Origin of the sequence: Thiorhodovibrio frisius (assembly GCF_033954835.1) — a bacterium.
GTDB classification, from domain to species: Bacteria; Pseudomonadota; Gammaproteobacteria; order Chromatiales; family Chromatiaceae; genus Thiorhodovibrio; species Thiorhodovibrio frisius.
The window spans coordinates 2110074-2127967 of the sequence record NZ_CP121471.1; the positions used below are offsets into that span (position 1 = coordinate 2110074).

The window sequence follows — 17894 nt, forward strand, 5'->3', positions numbered from 1 at the left end:
AGAAGTGCCCGCAACATCTGCGACCCTAACCAAAGGTGATACCCAAATGCATACCAAAATCAAAGGTAACCGCAAGCCGCTGAGCCTGTTGTGGCCTGCGGCGCTGGTGCTTGCTGGCCTCGGCGCGACCGGCGCGCTCTTTGCCGCAGACACTGACCCACTAGCGTCTTGGACGACTGGTGACAGCAAACAGGCGATCATCGAGTTTGTGGACAAGGTCACCACGCCAGGCTCGCCCGACTTCGTGCCGCCTGAGGACCGCATTGCCACCTTCGACAACGACGGCACACTCTGGCCGTCGCACCCCATTTACACCCAGCTCGCCTTTGCCCTGGACCGGGTGAAGGCGCTGGCTCCCCAGCACCCGGAGTGGAAGACGACAGAGCCCTTCAAGTCGGTGCTTGCCAACGATCTGGCCGGCATTGCGGCGAGCGGAGAAAAGGGCATTCTTGAGCTGGTCATGGCGACCCATGCCGGCATGAGCACGGCCGAGTTTGAACAGATCGTGACCGACTGGTTCAAGACCGCCAAGCATCCGAAGTTCGACCGGCGCTACACCGAGCTAGCCTACCAGCCGATGCTCGAACTGCTCGACTACCTGCGCGACAATGGCTTCACCACCTACATCGTCTCCGGCGGCGGCATCGAGTTCATGCGGCCGATGACCATGGAGGTCTACGGCATACCCGCACAGCAGGTGATCGGTTCATCGATCAAGACCGAGTACAAGGTGGTCGACGGCAAGCCCGAGCTGATACGTAAACCCGAGGTGAACTTCATCGACGACAAAACGGGCAAGCCGGTCGGCATCAATCAGTTCATCGGCAAGCGTCCCATCGCCGCCTTCGGCAATTCCGATGGCGACCGGCAGATGCTCGAATGGACTGGCGCAGGCGCGGGCGCGCGCTTGATGATGCTGGTTTTCCACGACGACGCGAAGCGCGAATACGCCTACGGCCCCGCCGAGGGGCTGCCCGACACCAAGTTCGGCACCTTCAGCCAGGACCTGATGGACGAGGCCAAGGCTAAGGGCTGGTCCGTGATCAGCATAAAGGACGATTGGAAGCGCATCTTCGCTCCTGATCAATGAGCGCCAGGACGCAACCCGCTGACGAGCGATCCAACAATTGACCAATTTCCGATTGGTATAAACAGAGATGACCTCCTTTTTTTATCAAATTCCGATTTGGGGCGTGGTTCTGCTGTTTTTCGTCCTCGTGATGATCGCGATCGAGATCGGTTATCGCGCCGGGCATCGCACCAAGGAATTTTGGGAGAGCGCGGAGGCCGGTGGGGGCAATGTCGTTCTCTCGTCGATGTTGCTGCTGCTTGGGCTGATCCTGGCGCTGACCTTCTCAGCCAGTGTGGGCAATCACCAGTCCCGGCAGAAGGCCGTGATCACTGACGCGAATGCGATCGGCAAGGTGTTTCTGCTGGCCGATCTGGTCGCCAAACCTGAGGATCAGAAATTAAAGAAGGCGCTGCTTGAGTACGCGCGCACTCAGGTCATTACGAGAAGTGACGCACTCAGTTCCCAAAAGCTCCAGGATTTGATCCAGGAGTCGACGCGCGCGGCAGCCGCGATCTGGCAGCTTACCGAAGAGATTGTGCAAGAGAAGGAGGCTGGTGCGTTCGATGTGTCTCTCGGCTTGGCGGTGACGGATCTTTTTGGTTCGCACCGCCTGCGCAATTGGAATGTTTTTTACCGACTACCGGGCATTGTGCTCGCCATTTTGGTGATCATCGCCACAGCTTCTCTGGCAATCGGCGGCTTTAACGCCGGCATTTCAGGGAGAATCAGCCGTTCGCGGATGACGGCTCTCGCCCTGGTTCTGTCCGGTGTCATGCTGCTGCTTGTGGATATTGACCACCCAGTGTCCGGCTTTATCCAGGTGGACCAGGAGGTTATCCAGACGCTCATTGACCAAATACAGCAGGACCTTGGGCAGTAGCTGCTGTTTTACGCTAAGGGTTCGCTTTGAGCCGCAGCGTCTTTCGGTGGTACAAAAAGGGACAGTAACGCCTTGGTCGAACGGACCTTGAACTTGCGCAGCACACTACGTCGATGCGCTTCACCCGTGCGCGGGCTGATGCCAAGCGCCAGGGCAATCTCTTTGGTCGATTTACCGGCCAGCAGATGATCAAAGACTTCACGCTCTCGCGCAGTTAGCGTATTGGAGCACTGATCGATATGGTCCTGGGTCTCCCGCGAGTTCTTGCGGCGGCCGTCAACGGCTAGCGCGGCCTGGATGCTGTCAAGCAGTGCCTGCTCGCGGTAGGGCTTCTGGACGAAATCGATGGCGCCGGCTTTCATGGCAGCGACGGCCATGGGCACATCACCGTGGCTGGTTAACAGGATCACCGGCAGGGGTGAACCCTGCGCCTGGAGTCGCTGAAGTAGCGTCAAGCCGCTCATCTCGGGCATGCGCACGTCAAGCACCAGACAGCAGGGGGGCTGGGGCGCATAGGCGACGAGAAAGGACGGCCCGGAGGGATAGAGTTCGGCCCGCATCCCGACCGACTCCACCAACTCGGCGATCGAGTCCCGCATCGCGGCATCGTCATCGACCACGTAGACTGTCGGGATTGTGTTGTTATTCATCTCGCAGTTGCTCGCAGTGTAAAGCGAAAGATCGCACCGCCGGTCGGGTTCGGCTCGTGCCAGATCTTGCCGCCGTGAGCCTCGACGATGGTTCGGGCGATTGATAGCCCCATGCCCATACCACCGCGCTTCTCTGAGTAAAAGTGTTCAAAGATGTCGCCGACGCGCTCCGGCGGCACGCCCGGCCCATGATCCGTCACGCTCACCTCGACTTGATCCTTGCCTGCGTAGCCTAGGTCAACCGAGACCTCTTTATCGGCTCCAGTGTCAGTGTCATCAGCCAGGCTCTGGGTGGCGTTTTGTATCAGGTTGACCAGTACGAGCTGCACCTGCAAGGGATCGGCGAGCACCGTCGGCGCCTCGCCGGTCAGGCTACAACGGATGTGGCAGCTGCGGCTTTCAATCTCGGGCTCGATCATCCGGATTACCGCTTCGAGCAGCGGATAGAGGGGAACAGGCTCTAGCTGCGGCTCGCCGCTGCTCACCAAGGAGCGGACCCGCTGCGTGATGCTACCGGCGCGTTCCGCTTGTCCTTCGATCTTCCCGAGTAACTCAATGCTCTTTGCCTTACTCTCGCGATCGCCCTGCAATCTGCGCTTGGTCGCCTGCGCATAGTTCAGGATGGCGGTAATTGGCTGATCGATTTCGTGAACAATCGCCGCAGCCATGGTGCCGAGGCCGCGCTCCTTGCTGACGCGGGCCAGTCGGCCTCGCAACTGCGCTGCGAGGCTCTCGGCTGTTTTGCGTCGTTTGCATTCTGCCTCCAGCCCCGCTTGCGTTTTGCGCAGCCGCCGCTGGTTTCGCATCAGTGCCAGGATCCATCCAGCCTGGGCCAGGATCACGCCCAGCACCAGGAGAATCTGCTGACGGTACTGATCCCAGACCCCAAGTTCACGAAACCGAATCTCGCAGCCTTCGGGCAGCAGGTCCGGGTCGATGTCCCAACGGCGCAATTGCCGCCAGTCGGCCATACAGCTTGGCGCCACCGGCGGTTGTATGCCGATTGCCGCCGGGTCTTCCCCATTGAGCACCCGAGCAACCATTTGGCCGGTTTTTCGCCCCTGCACGCCGAAGCTGGCAATCGAGCCGGCGAGAATACCGTGCCCCAGGTAGGTCTCGAAGACCCCGAAGATGGGTACCGGAGAGACCTTGCTGAGCCGCTCCAGCATCACGCGGGGTACCTGAGGTTGGCCGTCAAGATCGCGATAGATCGCCAGATAGAGCACGATGGCATCGGGAGGCAGCGCTTCAACGGCGGCAAGGGTTTCGGCCGTACTCAGGCCAATGATCAATTGCGTGTCGACCCGCGCCTCCAGGCGCTTGATTGCCGCGCGCGCAGGTGCCAGAAACTCGCAGCAAGCGCGAGGGATGTCGCCGACGATGGCAATCGTTTGTGTTTGCGGCCTGAGTCGCAGCGCAAGATCGAGCGTTTCCACGAACTCGAGACGGTGCGGAAGGCCGATGACATCGGGCGCAAGGTTGCGTTCATCGAGCAACTTGGGCGAAATGATATTGAACACGATGTCTGCACCGGGCCAGGTCTCATCGCGATAGCGCAGAGCGAAGTCAAGCGCAACCGGCGCGATGGTGACGACCACATCGATCTTCAGGTCGTGGTATTTCCGTTTCAGCAGCCTGGCGATATCCTTTTCGAGCAGCGCGTGCGGAAAACGGTGCATATCCAGCGTCTCACCGTATAGCTCGACAGGGCTTGCGCTGTTTGACACGATCGCCGCCCGCAGGGCGCGCTCAAACACCTGGAAGGCGGGCAGGTAGGGATCGGTTGCATTGAGAATGACAACGCGCTGAGGTGTCTCGGAGCCATCCGAGTCAGTCGCCAGCGCGGCGTTCGGCGCAAGCAAGACGGCGACCAGGATGACGCATCCCGTGATGGTAGCGATCCTGAGCCAGGAATGCGCCTCGTCAAAGCGGCGCAGTGCGACCTCGGCAAGGAAATAAAGGAGTGCAGTTCGAGCCACAATTGCCTGTTGGCGTTCTTCTTGAAAGACCGGTTGGTTGCATTCAGACACTTCCGTCTTCAAGACGGGCATTGGCCAGCGCCACGACTAATTTGCGGTGACGACTACGCAATTGCGGCCGGCTTTCTTGGCCGCATAGAGCGCTTGGTCGCTGCGAGCCAGCAATAGATTTGCATTGTCGCCGTCCTGCAAAATTGCCAGGCCGATGCTCACGGTAACCCGATGCGGTTCACCGAGCGGGCGTAGCTTCGCCGTTGCGATGCGAGTCCGCTCGGCGACCTTCCGCCCCTTCTCGACGTTAGTGTTCGGCAACATGAGCACGAATTCCTCGCCGCCCAGGCGCCCGGACAGATCACCGGCGCGACTGCCCTCGCGCAGCAAATCGGCGAAAGCTTTGAGCACCGCGTCGCCGCCGGCGTGTCCGAACCGATCATTGATCTGTTTGAAGTGGTCCAAATCCATCATCAGCAATGCGACGGGCTGGCCTTGCCTTTGCGCGCTCAGCAGGGTCAGGTCCAGGCGCTCCAGAAAGCAGCGGCGGTTCGCCAAGCCGGTCAAGCCGTCGGTGTGGGCGAGTTCCATGACGCGACGGTTCGCATGACGCAATTCTCGCACCAAGTTCGCCATTTCGGTGGTCATACGCGAGAGGCTCTGCGTGGCCTGGGATTCGTCCGGGCTGGTCACGGAACCAATGAGGAGTGCGTGCTGATCGGGTAACGGGTAGGCGTACATCAGAATGTCCTGATCCGTCCAAGAGTTCAGCACATAGGGCACGGGTGTGCCGTTCGGAAGCCCTGGGACGATCTCTGGCCGCTCGTTTCCGTTGTTACGCAGAAATTCGCTGAGCGCCTTTCCCCGTGCCTCGCCGGTGGGTCGCAAGGCGATAGTGAAGCCGTTGTTGTGATCGACGATCAGCCCATCCGCATCCAACTCGACCATGATCAGGTAACCGGATGCAAGGGCGAAATCGAACAGCGCGGCTTGAAACTCAGGCGTCTCGGTGTAGGACATCGTTCGCACTGGGGAGACAATGGGCGCGCGCCCAGGTAACGGCGTCCAGACAATTGTGCAGACAGGCGTCGGCGCCGATGTCCGTTCCGAGCGAGCTCAGGAACTGGAACACCTGGCCACCTACCACGACCTTGGTCGCCGGTAGATGCGAGCGCAACGCCGCAACCGCTGCCCGGGCGGCACGCAGATTGAATGGCATAGAGATGGACAGCGCGACCAAATCGGGCCGCTGATCTAATGCCTTGTGCAACAGGACATCGTTTGGAACATTGGCGCCAAGATAGATCACGTCCCAACCATCCAACTCCAGACAGGTGGCCACCATCCAGGCGCCCAGCTCATGGAACTCGTTCACGCTGGCGGCGACCAGCGCGCGGCCCCGCACCGGCTCGGGGAACGCCTGCTCGTAGTACAGCGAGGACAGTACCCGGTTGATGATCGCGGTGGCCTGGTGCTCGCCCGTGATCGAGAGCTTGCCATCTTCCCAGAGCAGGCCGACCAGATTCATCGCTGGCACCACCAGGCCCTGCAGCAGGGTCGGTAGAGCCATACCGGCGTCCCGCAACTCGCGGCACAACTGGAGCAGGCGTTCATCGTCGGCCTCAAGCAGGGCTTCGGTGAATGCAGCGAAGGCATCGGCTAGACTTGAATCGACGGTGAGTGACGTCTTGGCGCGCTGTTCGGCCAGTTCAATAACCTGCTGGTGCTGCGCCAGCATCCAGTCGTATACGCGGATGATCTCCGCAGCAGGCTCTGCCGGCAGCGCTGCGACTATGGCTTCCTTCCAAAGGCCAAGTTCGATGGCGAAATAGTCGTAGTGGACGCCCTGCGCATGGTAGGCGTGATAGACCCAGGGCAGGGTCACCGCGAGCAAGTCGTATTGCGCGCTCTGGAACACCTCGTCCATAAACTGGGCGTGATATCGATGGTTGTCCGCGAACAGCGTCGGCGGGTTGCCGCCGATCAGTTCCGGGTAACGCGAATGGGCTGCAATACGGTCCGTAACTTCCGCCGCCAACAACTGCATAACCGATTGGTAGGCCTGCACGGCCACGGCGGACACTGCGGGCAGGCTGGCGGCGCCCTGTGCGATCAGGTCAGAGCGCTGTGCGGCATTGCGCGTCATGCCGGCGGCCTCTTAACCGTGCCCAGTTCAGGATGCCCACAATTACAGGCCGGTAGCGGTCTCGAAAAACTGACACCTGTCATTCTGGATGGACCAGTTCCGATGTGCCGCTGGATTCGATGTTCATGATTCCAATTCCCCGGTCAGGTTGACACCTTGCACATCACCTCAACGCTGCTCATGTCCGGCATGTGCAGGTCGAAAAAGATCGGATCGGGCCGTTGCGCCCGCACCCGCGCGATGCCCTCGGTGCCTTTGGCTGCGAGCACGAGATTTTAGTCCATCAGACGGCTCAGCGCGAGAACGAAGGCATCGCGAATACCTTCTTTGTCGTCCCCGTCTCGCACCCGGTCTTGCAGTCAAGATGACAACAGCGGCGGATGGGATGTCGCAAAGGGCGCAAATTGGCCTGCGGCATGCGATATCACCCTTGATGTATTGCCTTTTTCTATTTAGGCATGCCCTTTGCTTTAGATTGCCCTGCCAGAGGTGTTTCGGCTCCTCTGGGGTGGGTGTCGCGTGCGGTCGATGAAATGACTGCCGGCGGCGCTGACGCGACATCGGTATTCAGGGCTCTATTGGAGGGCTTGCGCATGACTAGGACTCCGCCCGAGATTATTCCGCCGAGCATCGCACCCGGTGCGGTCTGCATCAACGACACGACGCTGCGCGATGGCGAACAATCTGCCGGGGTGGCCTTTTCGCTGGACGAAAAGCTTGCCATTGCGCGCGGGCTCGACGCCCTTGGCGTGCCGGAGTTGGAAATCGGCATTCCGGCGATGGGCGAGGAGGAACGCGCATCCATCGCTGCGGTCGCGGCCTTGGGACTGAATGCGCGCCTAATGGTCTGGGCGCGCATGGTCGAGCAGGATATTGCCGCCAGTCGTGACCTACCGGTGGATCTAATCGACCTGTCGATTCCGGTGTCCGATCAGCAAATTTCCGGGAAGCTCGGGCGTGATCGCACCTGGGTGCTCAAACAGATTCGCATCCAGGTGCCACGGGCACTGGAGGCGGGCTTTCAGGTTGGCGTTGGCTTTGAGGACGCCTCGCGCGCTGATGCGGATTTTCTGCGCCAGGTCGTGGAGGTGGCACAAGCCTCGGGCGCTAGGCGCGTGCGCTATGCCGACACCCTTGGGGTGTTGGACCCCTTCGGCGTGTTTGCCGCCATCAGCGATCTGCGCGCCCATTGTGACTGCGAGATTGAAATGCACGCCCATGACGACCTCGGCATGGCCACGGCCAATACTCTGGCGGCGGTGCGCGGCGGGGCCACTCATGTGAATACCACGGTGCACGGGCTGGGGGAACGCGCTGGTAATGCGGCACTCGAAGAGGTGGCAATTGGCCTGAAGCACGTCCATGGTTGCGCAACTGGCATTGATCTCACCCATTTCGAGAGTCTGTCCGAGTTGGTTGCAACCGCATCGGGCCGGCCAGTGGCCTGGCAGAAGAGCCTGATCGGCGCCGGGGCTTTTACCCACGAGGCTGGCATCCACGTCGATGGACTGATGAAAGATCCGCGCAATTATCAGGGTGTCGATCCGGCCGAGCTTGGCCGCACTCACCGCTTGGTGCTGGGCAAGCATTCCGGCCGCCATGCCCTGTGTCGCGCCTATGCCGAGCAGCTCAATACCTCACTGAGTGCTGAGCAGGCTGCCTGTCTGCTCACGCGTGTGCGCAGCTTCGTGACCGAGCACAAGCGCTCGCCTGAGCTGGGTGATCTGCGCGGTTTCCTCTCGGAGATTGATCTTAGCGCCGGCGGTAGTCTGCGCTTGCAATAGCCAGCAACCATCGCCAAGCAATTTGTGGGATAGCATTGGATTTACTCGACTTCACCGGCCAGGAGATGTACTTCGACGCCCCGCTGCCGGCGGAGGTGGACGCGCTCATACAGGATGCTGCGAGCGACTATGGAAGCGAAGGCGGCGCGAGCGCTGAGTTGGCTTTGCTGCGGGCTTACTTTCTGGCGCCCGAGCAGCTATCGGTGCTGGTCGCGCTCTATCGCTACTATTACTATCAGCACCGGCTGGAGGATGCGCTGATTGTGGCCGAGCGTGCGCTGGCGCTGAGTGCCCGCGACCTGGGATTGGACGGCGGCTGGCGGGAACTCGATGAGGCCCGGCTGCATGAATTAAGCCAGCATGCCATGCCCTTGACCCGCTTTCTGCTGCTGGCGCTCAAAGGCGCTGGCTATCTGGAGTTGCGTTTGGAGCGCGCCACCGAGGCGCTCGAACGTCTTGAGACCCTTGCGCGGCTCGATACCGAGGGGCGTCTGGGCATCGACAGCCTGCTGCGCCTGGCGCGCAGTCTGGTGACCGAGCAACAGATTCAGGGTGCTGGGGATAACCTGCATGTTTTGCGGCGTCGCTGACGCAAAATTTGGCGAATGAATTCGCCTGACCGACGCGGCGAATCTATTCGCCATTAGGCCTTGACCATCAACTAAAAGGTGCCTGCCATGTCCGATGTAACACAGACGATCGAGGAACTGGACCTCGATGAACTCGAAAGTGCCGAAGATTTCCTGACCTACTTCGGTATTGCTTTTGACCCTGCCGTGGTTCATGTGAACCGTTTGCACATTTTGCAACGCTTTCATGATTATCTCGCCGAGGTCGAGACCTTGCCAGAGGATGCCCAGGCACAGTTTGAGTTACACCGGGATCTGCTCGAAGGCGCCTATGGAGATTTTGTGAATTCGGATGCGCGCACCGAGAAAGTCTTTCGCGTCTTTAAGCAAGGGCAGCCGGTGAACGTGGGGTTGGATTCGCTGCTTGGTCAGTTGCATCATGCGCCCAGCGTATGACTACGGCGATGAGGTGCGCGTTATCCGCCACCTGCGCAACGACGGGACATTTCCCGGTCGGGATCGCGGTGCGCTGCTGATTCGTCGCGGCAGCACGGGCTATGTGCGCGATGTTGGGACCTTTTTGCAGGACCAGATCATCTACAGCGTGCATTTTGTCGACCAGGATCTCGTCGTTGGCTGTCGCGAGCAGGAATTGCAGGCGGCAAGTGACTTTTGGGTCGAAAGTCGCTTCGATACCCGCGACCGGGTGCGCGCCACCCTGACCCTGGCCAGCGGCGGTCGCTTGCTGGTGGAGGAGGGCAGCATCGGGGAAGTGGTCAAGGTCCTACGCGGCGAGCGCGAACTGCTTGGCTACCATGTCCAGTTTCCTGGCGCCAATCTGCTACAGGTGCCAGAGTCCGCGCTTGAAGCCACTGAATGGGTGCAAGAGCCAGCGGCGAATGATCAGGCGAGCGCGCCCTCAGCACCGTCGGAGCCAGGCGCATGACCAATCGTATGACCAATGGTATGAATGGTACCGCGCGAGCGTCCCAACAGAGCGCAGGCTTAGCAGCGAATGCTCAACACGACTCGCAACCAGCGGAATACCGCTACCACTTGCTGCGTGCGGCGGCGGACAAATTTTCCTGCGGACTTGCCGCCTTAGCCGATGACCAATGGCCGCAGGTCGAGGCGCGCGCGAGGCAGAGCTTTTGCCTCGAGAACCTGGTGCTGAATGCACCGGAAGCTCAGGCTGTCTGCATCCCGGAGGACCAGATCGAACAGGCACTGGTGGAGGTGCGCTCGCGCTACGCCGACGAAGCGCAATTTCGCGACGAACTGGCGCTAAATGGGCTTGATCTGGCAGCGCTGCGCCGTGCCCTCCAACGCGAGCTAACCTTCGATGCCGTCATCCGTACCGTCGGCGCCCGTCATGCGCCGGTGACCGAAGCCGACGAGCAACTCTTCTACGAACTCCATGCCAAGCGCTTTCGCCAGCCGGAGACCCGCAGCGCCCGCCATCTGCTGATCACAGTCAACGAGGAATTCGCCGAGAATTCCCGCGCCACCGCCCGTGCGCGCCTGGAGGCTTTGGCTGAACAGATCAAACCCGGCGATGCTGCTACCTTCGGCGAGCTTGCGCGCAACCACTCGGAGTGTCCGAGCGCACTGCAAGATGGCCAACTCGGCACACTGACCAGCGGCCAACTTTACCCGGCGCTGGATAACGCGCTCTTTGAAATGGTCGAAGGCGCTATCAGCGAAGTGCTCGAATCCCCGCTCGGCTTCCACCTGCTCTACTGCGAAGCCATCAGTCCTGCCAAAACCGTCCCCTTCGAGCAGGCACGCGAGCGCATCCGCCAAGCGCTCACCGAGCGCCGCCAAGGCGAAATGCAAAAAGCCTGGATAGCAGAATTGCGCGCGCAGACGGGCAAATAAGCGCGAATTCCGTGGCTTGATGTTGAAAAACTGGTGATCCCCTGCCTGTCGGCAGCACCAGCATTGCATAATAGGCGCTTTTCCAGATTCCCCCGACCGGCGCGTGCCGGCCCGGCTGAGCATCTGGAATGTCGAATGCCCTGGTCAATGACGCAATGGACGGATCTCCGACCTCAACCGCACTGCCAACGCAAGCCGATCTCGCCTCCTGCCTGTTACGCGACCGTCACCGTCTGCGCCGACGCTTGAAGAGTCTCCTTGGGCGTGATTCCCGCCCGCCAGAGGAGTCGGCCCTTGCCGATCTCAAGCAATGCATTGCGCGCTCCCAGGCATTGGTCGAGCAGCGTCGCCAGCTTTGCCCGGCTGTCATTCATTATCCGCCCGAGTTGCCGGTAAGCGAGCGCCGCGAGGAGGTTGCGGCGCTGATTGAACAGCATCAGGTCATTGTGCTGTGCGGCGAGACTGGCTCGGGTAAGTCGACCCAGTTGCCGAAGATCTGCCTGGAGCTTGGGCGCGGGCTGTTTGGACGCATTGGCCATACCCAGCCGCGACGCATTGCTGCTCGCTCGCTGGCCAGTCGTGTCGGTGCCGAATTGGACACGGAATTGGGCGGGCTGGTCGGCTACAAGGTGCGCTTTCATGATCGGGTGCGGCCTGAGAGCCGTATCAAGCTGCTGACCGACGGCATGCTGCTGGCCGAGATTCAGCAGGATCGCTGGCTCAATGAATATGACACCCTGATCATCGACGAGGCCCATGAGCGCAGCCTGAACATCGATTTTTTGCTCGGAGTGCTCAAGCAGCTTCTGCCCAAGCGCCCTGAGTTGAAAGTCATTGTCACTTCGGCGACCATCGACCCACAGCGGTTCGCACGCCATTTTGCTGATCGCCATGGCCAGCCGGCGCCGATTATCGAAATCTCCGGGCGCACCTATCCAGTCGAAACCCGCTATCGCCCGCCCGCAGAAGAGCATGCCGGCGAGCGCGACGAGGCCATGCAGACCGCCATCTCTGAGGCGGTGGCTGAACTGGCGCGCGAAGGGCGCGGCGATGTGCTGGTGTTTCTGTCCGGCGAGCGCGAGATTCGCGAGACCGCCGAGACGCTGCGCAAGCATCATCCGCCGGCGACCGAGATCCTGCCGCTTTATGCCCGTCAGGGGCCGGCCGAGCAGGCGCGCGTCTTTCAGCCCCATGGTGCTCGCCGCGTGGTACTGGCGACCAATGTCGCTGAGACCTCGCTGACGGTGCCTGGCATTCACTATGTGATCGACCCTGGCTTTGCGCGTATCAGCCGCTACAGCTATCGCACCAAGGTGCAGCGCCTGCCGGTAGAGCGGATTTCGCAGGCCTCGGCCAATCAGCGCCAGGGTCGCTGCGGGCGTATTGCCAACGGCATTTGCATCCGGCTCTACGACGAGGACGCCTTCCAGGCGCGCGCCGAGTTCACCGAGCCCGAGATCCAGCGTACCAATCTGGCCGCCGTCATCCTGCAGATGAAGCTGCTTGGCTTCGGCGCCATCGAAGGCTTTCCGTTCATTGATGCGCCTGACAGCCGTCTGATTAAGGACGGTTATCGCACTCTGGAGGAACTGGCCGCGCTTGATGCCGAGGGCCAGTTGACACCTCTTGGCAAACAGCTCGCACGGTTGCCGGTCGACCCGCGAATCGGTCGCCTGCTGCTCGCGGGTGCCGAGCACCATTGCCTGCGCGAGTTGCTGATCATTGCGGCTGCTTTGAGTGTGCAGGACCCGCGCGAGCGCCCGCTGGAAAAGCAGCAAGCAGCGGATGAAGTGCATGCCACTTTCCGCCATGAAGACTCAGATTTTCTCGCCTTTGTGAATCTGTGGAATTTTCTCGAATCTGAGCGGCGCAAGCTCTCCAGGCGCAAATTCCAGAACCTGTGCCGGCTGCACTTCCTGTCCTGGACTCGGGTGCAGGAATGGCGCGACATTCATGCCCAGTTGCGCGAGCAGTTGACTGAGATGGGCCTGGTTCCCAAGCTTGAACCTGTGAACCGGCCAGCGGATGGCAGCTATGAAGAAATCCATCGCGCGCTTCTGACCGGTCTGCTGAGCAACATTGGCGTCAAAGACGAACAGCGTGAGTATTTAGGCGCGCGCAATAGCCGCTTCTATATTCATCCCGGCTCCGGCCTGGCTTCAAGACTTCAGCGTGGGAGCCAGCCCCAGGCTGAGAACCAAAAGGCGCCGAAATGGATTCTGGTCGCCGAGCGGGTGGAGACGACCCGGCACTATGGCCGCACCGTTGCCAAAATCCAGCCAGCCTGGATCGAAGCCGCCGGTGCCCATCTCATCCAGCGCAGCTATTTTGAGCCGCACTGGCAGGCGCGCGCCGGACAGGTGGCGGCCTTTGAGAAAGTAACCCTCTATGGGCTCACCCTGGTACCCAAACGGCGGATCAATTACGGGCCCAACAACCCGACCGAGGCACGGGAGATATTTCTGCGCTTTGCGTTGACCGAAGGCGACTTTGACACCCGCGCTCCTTTCTGGCGCCACAATGCCGAGTTGATCGACTACGTGCGCCATCTGGAGGCCAAATCACGTCGCCACGACATTCTGGTCGATGATGAGGCCATCTATGCCTTCTACGACCAGCGCGTGCCGAGCGGCATTTATTCCAAGCCGCAATTCGAGCAATGGCTGCGCCGAGCGCTGAAGAAGCAGCCGAAACTGCTGCATATGAGCATGCAGGATGTGATGCACCCTGATTACAATCGGGAGGCCGTCGGCATCATCGCCGAGGCTTTTCCGGATGCCTTGCGGGTCGGCGCCACCGAACTGCCACTGGAATATCATTTCGATCCCGGCAATCAGGCCGATGGCGTCACCCTGGTGTTGCCGCTGCCGCTGATCAACCAGCTCGCGCCCGAGCAGCTCGAATGGCTGGTGCCGGGGCTGTTGGAAGAACGCATCACCGCGCTGCTGCGTGGCCTGCCCAAACCTATCCGCAAGGCGCTGGTGCCCATCCCTGATACAGCGGCGAAGATTGCCGCGGGCTTGTCGCCCAGCGAGCGACCGCTGATCCAGGCGCTGAACGAAGAGATCAAATCCTTGACCAGCCAGATCATTCCGGAGGATGCCTGGGATGAATCCGTCATCCCGGAGCATCTGCGTATGAAGGTGCGGCTCATCGATCAGGACGGTCGTGCCGTGGCGAGCGGGGAGGATCTGATCGCGCTTAAACGCCAATATGGCCAGGCCGGTGGCGCGCGCTTTGCTGAAATCCCGAGCGCCGGGCTGGAGCGCGAGGGGCTGACCCGCTGGGACTTCGGCGACCTGCCCGCGCAGATTGATCTCACTCGCGGCGGCATCCGCTTGCGCGGCTATCCGGCGTTGGTCGACGAGGGCAAGACGGTGGCCGTGCGGGTGCTGGATTCCGAAGCCAGTGCCGCGCAAGCCATGCGCGCCGGGCTGCGGCGGCTGATCATGCTACAGCTGGCGACTGACATGCGCGCACTGCGCCGGCAGCTGCCGGGGTTGGATCGGATGCGATTGCAGTATGCCAAGGCGCCGGTCGATGCGACATCCCGTCGCGCTCAGCCCGCTGATCTGGCCGATGAACTCATCGCCCTGATCCTGGATCTCGCCTTTCTCGAGGATCAGCCGACCCCATACAGCCAGAGCGCATTTGAGCAGTGCCTGACCGCCGGCAAGCCGCGTCTGTTTCCAACCGCGAACGAGGTCTGTGCCCTGGCCGCTGAGATACTCGGCAATTATCAAAGCCTGCGCAAGCAACTGGGCGGCATTACCCAGATCAACTGGCTCGAGGCGGTGAGCGACATGCGCGAACAGCTCGATGCCCTGGTGTTTAAAGGTTTCCTGCAGCAGATGCCATTCGGTCAGCTCAAGCAGTATCCGCGCTATCTGAAAGCCATTGGGCAGCGAGCCGAGAAGCTTTTCCACGCCGGCGGACGTGATCGTGCGCTTATGGTGGAAATCAGGCCGCTGCTGGAGCAATGGGGGGAGCGCCAGACGGCCGCTGACAAGGCGGGACGCGCGGACCCGAGACTGGCTGAAATCCGCTGGATGCTGGAGGAGCTGCGGGTGTCATTTTTTGCCCAGCAACTGGGGACGGCCTATCCTGTTTCAGTCAAGAGAGTGAAGGCGCGTTGGCGGGAGTTGGGGCTTTGACCTGGTCGCGACTGGATAACTGAAGGTCTCCGGGCCGCGAGTCTCATGGATTCATGCTTTGGGATGTCGCTCCAACATAAACCGTGGACCAGGAATCAGGCGGGAAGGCCGCCCGGACGCGAGCGGTCCGGGCGGCGAGGGAGCCTGCTTCAGCCTTTAATTGGCAGGAGCCGGAGTGGGTTGTGCGGGCGCTTCAGCGGCCGGCGGCGGCATCATGCCGGGAGCACCCATGGGAACCGGGTAACCGGGACGCGGATGATTGCATGGCTTGCTGCCATGGGGGCAGCGGCTTTGGCCATGCCAGCCAGGACCCATGCCACCGGGGCGGCTTGGCATGGTGCCGAATTCCGGCATTTCGCCAAAGTCCGGCATCTCGCCGATCACCTGCTCAATGGCTTGGCGCTGTTCTTGGTTCAGGGCGTCCATGGTCTCGCGAAACTTGTCGAAGCGCGCTTTCATTTCCTTGCGACGTTCTTCAGCGGCTTTCCAAGGGGGCATTTCGGGCAGCTCGATTCCATGCTCGGCAGCGCGGGTGCGGGTTTCCTGCCAACGTTTCTCGCGCAGGGCATTGCGCTCCTCGGGCGTGATCCAGGGAGCGTAATCGGGCGATGGCATGCCGGCGCGTTCGCCTGGCTCCCAAGGTGGCATCTCGGGCATCTCAAAGCCCAGCTGGCTAGCGCGGTTGCGCAATTCTTCGTATCGGCGCTCGCGCTCCTCAGCCATTTGTTTGTGGCGCGCTTCCATGCGGGCGATGATCGCATCGGGAGATTCCGGAGCGCTCATCGGGGCAGGGGCCGCCGGGGGTGCGGGCGGAGCCGGTGGGGTGGCTGCTGCGGGCGCGGTGGCGTCGGTAGCAAAGGCGCCCTGAGATAGGCCCAGGGCTGCGGCCGCAATACTTGCGACCAGGATCGAGGTGGATTGTCGGCTCATTGTGTCACTCCGTCAGTTGGTTCTTGTTTCGGTGGTAACTTTAGGCTGTTTCTGTTGCCGGGCGCTCGGGCATCGGTCATCCGTTATGTTAATGCGCGGTTTTGCCGTTACCGCAGGATGCGTGGATCGATGCCGTCAGCCGGATACCCGACAGGCACGACCATAGCATGGTTCCGTCTTGTATTGAATCAAGAACCTGAGCGCGCTTGGGTCATCTGAGACGGTGGGAGACTGATGGGTCGGCCGCGACAGGCGCGCGCGCGCCTCAGTTGGTAAAATCGTGCCTTTGGTGCAGCGGGTCAGCCGGCGGAAGATTTCCGGAAAGAAACAGAGAAAGATAAGGAGTGGCAGAAAGGCATGCAGATCGGCGACTTGATGATGACCTCGGGCGTGAAGTTCGGCACCAGCGGTGCGCGTGGGCGGGTGGCGGACATGACCGATGCGGTCTGCTACAGCTATGCCAGCGGGTTCCTGAGCTACCTCAGCGAGACTGGTAGGCTGGAGACCGGAGCCCCCGTGGCGCTGGCTGGTGATTACCGGGAGAGTACCGGGCGCATTCTGGCAGCCTGTGCCCAGGCGGTGCGCGATGCCGGCTGCGAGCCGCGCTATTTCGGGCGCATCCCGGCGCCAGCGCTGGCGACCTTTAGTTTCGCTGCTGGCATGCCAAGCATGATGGTTACCGGCAGCCACATCCCGGAGGATCGCAACGGGATTAAGTTTAATTTGCCAGCAGGGGAAATACTCAAAGACGACGAGGCCGGTATCGCGCATCAACGCGTGGTGCTGCCGCCCGATCTTTTCGATGAGGCGGGGAGCTTTCGTGCCGGTTCTCCCGCACTGCCGGCGCAGACCGATGCTGCCCGCGAGGCCTATCAGCGGCGCTTTTTGGACTTCTTCCCGCGCGATTGCCTTGCCGGTCTGCGCATTGGCCTTTACGAGCACTCGACAGTTGCGCGTGATCCGTTGTTCGAGATTCTGAGCGGACTGGGGGCGGATGTCACCCGGCTCGGCTTCTCCGCCACCTTTGTGCCGGTGGATACCGAGGCCATCCGCGCCGAAGACCGGGACCTGGCCCGCGATTGGTGCGCCGGAGGCGACTTCGACGCCCTGGTCTCGGCCGATGGCGATGGCGACCGCCCGCTGCTGGCCGATGCAAGCGGGCGCTGGCTGCGCGGCGACGTGGCTGGCATCCTGTGCGCGCGGGCGCTGGGGGCTGCGGCCATTGCAACGCCAGTGAGCTGCAACACGGCCGTTGATCGCTTGGGCGAGTTTTCCAGGGTGTATCGCACCCGCATTGGCTCGCCCTATGTGATCGCTGGCATGAAAACCCTGATTGATGACGGGCATCGGCCTGTGGTCGGCTATGAGGCCAATGGTGGCTTTCTGATTGCCTCGTGCATTGAGCGCCAGGGCCGTCTGCTGCCGGCTCTGCCGACGCGCGATGCGGCCATCGTTGCGGTGGCGGTGCTGGCCGACGCCAAAGCACGCGGACTGTCCCTGGTTGAACTCTGCGCTGGCTTACCGCCGCGCTTCACCGACAGTGACCGCATCAAGGACTTCCCCGTCGACCTCAGTCGCGAACGACTCGGTGCCTTTAATACCAGCGACCCGAGTGCCGATTGCCAGGCATTTGCTGCCGCCTTTGGCGATGTCTTTGCCCCCGTTGTTGCGATTGACCATACCGACGGCGTGCGTGCCACTCTGAGTAATGGGGAAATCCTGCATCTGCGACCATCAGGCAATGCGCCGGAATTGCGCGCCTACACCGAGGCCGACACGCCAGAGCGCGCGAACGAGATGAATCGGCAGTGCATGCGGGTGTTGCAGGATTGGCGCTGACAGAGCGGCTCTGGCCTGAGCG

At 61.4% G+C, this 17894-nt stretch carries 15 protein-coding genes; 9 read left to right on the plus strand and 6 right to left on the minus strand.

All coding sequences use genetic code 11. The features are described 5' to 3' along the window. Nucleotides 1-46: 46 nt before the first annotated feature. Together Thiofri_RS09890 and Thiofri_RS09895 are read left to right on the plus strand one after the other, a co-directional pair. Nucleotides 47-1090, plus strand: a complete 1044-nt coding sequence (locus tag Thiofri_RS09890) for an HAD family hydrolase (protein ID WP_009151239.1) — start codon at nucleotides 47-49, stop codon at nucleotides 1088-1090. A 67-nt stretch (nucleotides 1091-1157) separates the two neighbouring features. Next, nucleotides 1158-1952, plus strand: a complete 795-nt coding sequence (locus tag Thiofri_RS09895) for a bestrophin-like domain (protein ID WP_009151240.1) — start codon at nucleotides 1158-1160, stop codon at nucleotides 1950-1952. Between the two features lie 8 nt (nucleotides 1953-1960). Here Thiofri_RS09895 and Thiofri_RS09900 read toward each other — a convergent pair whose 3' ends face one another. The 5 genes from Thiofri_RS09900 to Thiofri_RS09920 form a co-directional block, all read right to left on the minus strand. Further along, nucleotides 1961-2602 (minus strand): response regulator transcription factor, encoded by a 642-nt coding sequence (locus Thiofri_RS09900; protein WP_009151241.1) that lies wholly within the window; start codon nucleotides 2600-2602, stop codon nucleotides 1961-1963. After that, the gene (locus Thiofri_RS09905; RefSeq protein WP_009151242.1) at nucleotides 2599-4653 is read right to left on the minus strand and encodes a sensor histidine kinase; all 2055 of its coding nucleotides are present in this window, start codon (nucleotides 4651-4653) and stop codon (nucleotides 2599-2601) included. The genes Thiofri_RS09900 and Thiofri_RS09905 overlap by 4 nt, the downstream gene beginning before the upstream one ends. Before the next feature lie 15 nt (nucleotides 4654-4668). Continuing rightward, nucleotides 4669-5592 carry a GGDEF domain-containing protein gene (locus Thiofri_RS09910; protein WP_009151243.1) on the minus strand — a complete coding sequence of 308 codons (924 nt, stop codon included), beginning with the start codon at nucleotides 5590-5592 and terminating at the stop codon, nucleotides 4669-4671. Beyond that, nucleotides 5570-6718, minus strand: a complete 1149-nt coding sequence (locus Thiofri_RS09915) for a cobalamin B12-binding domain-containing protein (RefSeq protein ID WP_009151244.1) — start codon at nucleotides 6716-6718, stop codon at nucleotides 5570-5572. Before Thiofri_RS09915 ends, Thiofri_RS09910 begins: the two co-directional genes overlap by 23 nt. A gap of 143 nt (nucleotides 6719-6861) precedes the next feature. Then, nucleotides 6862-6987: a response regulator gene (locus tag Thiofri_RS09920; protein ID WP_255324734.1), complete on the minus strand. Its 126-nt coding sequence runs from the start codon at nucleotides 6985-6987 to the stop codon at nucleotides 6862-6864. Nucleotides 6988-7311: 324 nt separating this feature from the next. Here Thiofri_RS09920 and nifV point away from each other — a divergent pair, with 324 nt between their 5' ends. The 6 genes from nifV to hrpA all read left to right on the plus strand — a co-directional run bounded on the left by nifV (nucleotide 7312) and on the right by hrpA (nucleotide 15103). After that, nucleotides 7312-8502, plus strand: a complete 1191-nt coding sequence (gene nifV, locus Thiofri_RS09925; protein WP_009151245.1) for a homocitrate synthase — start codon at nucleotides 7312-7314, stop codon at nucleotides 8500-8502. 35 nt (nucleotides 8503-8537) lie between these two features. Then, nucleotides 8538-9092 (plus strand): hypothetical protein, encoded by a 555-nt coding sequence (locus Thiofri_RS09930; RefSeq protein WP_009151246.1) that lies wholly within the window; start codon nucleotides 8538-8540, stop codon nucleotides 9090-9092. A gap of 87 nt (nucleotides 9093-9179) precedes the next feature. Further along, the gene (nifW, locus tag Thiofri_RS09935) at nucleotides 9180-9527 is read left to right on the plus strand and encodes a nitrogenase-stabilizing/protective protein NifW (RefSeq protein ID WP_009151247.1); all 348 of its coding nucleotides are present in this window, start codon (nucleotides 9180-9182) and stop codon (nucleotides 9525-9527) included. Further along, nucleotides 9511-10017 carry a nitrogen fixation protein NifZ gene (locus tag Thiofri_RS09940; RefSeq protein WP_009151248.1) on the plus strand — a complete coding sequence of 169 codons (507 nt, stop codon included), beginning with the start codon at nucleotides 9511-9513 and terminating at the stop codon, nucleotides 10015-10017. Before nifW ends, Thiofri_RS09940 begins: the two co-directional genes overlap by 17 nt. Further along, nucleotides 10014-10949 carry a nitrogen fixation protein NifM gene (gene nifM, locus Thiofri_RS09945; protein ID WP_009151249.1) on the plus strand — a complete coding sequence of 312 codons (936 nt, stop codon included), beginning with the start codon at nucleotides 10014-10016 and terminating at the stop codon, nucleotides 10947-10949. Before Thiofri_RS09940 ends, nifM begins: the two co-directional genes overlap by 4 nt. Before the next feature lie 128 nt (nucleotides 10950-11077). Continuing rightward, nucleotides 11078-15103 (plus strand): ATP-dependent RNA helicase HrpA, encoded by a 4026-nt coding sequence (gene hrpA, locus Thiofri_RS09950; protein WP_009151250.1) that lies wholly within the window; start codon nucleotides 11078-11080, stop codon nucleotides 15101-15103. A 156-nt stretch (nucleotides 15104-15259) separates the two neighbouring features. Here the strand turns inward: hrpA and Thiofri_RS09955 are convergent, their stop codons facing one another. Then, nucleotides 15260-16033, minus strand: a complete 774-nt coding sequence (locus Thiofri_RS09955; RefSeq protein ID WP_009151251.1) for a hypothetical protein — start codon at nucleotides 16031-16033, stop codon at nucleotides 15260-15262. Nucleotides 16034-16390: 357 nt separating this feature from the next. Between Thiofri_RS09955 and Thiofri_RS09960 the strand changes: the two genes are divergently transcribed. Further along, nucleotides 16391-17872: a phosphomannomutase gene (locus Thiofri_RS09960; RefSeq protein WP_009151252.1), complete on the plus strand. Its 1482-nt coding sequence runs from the start codon at nucleotides 16391-16393 to the stop codon at nucleotides 17870-17872. Nucleotides 17873-17894: the final 22 nt, after the last annotated feature.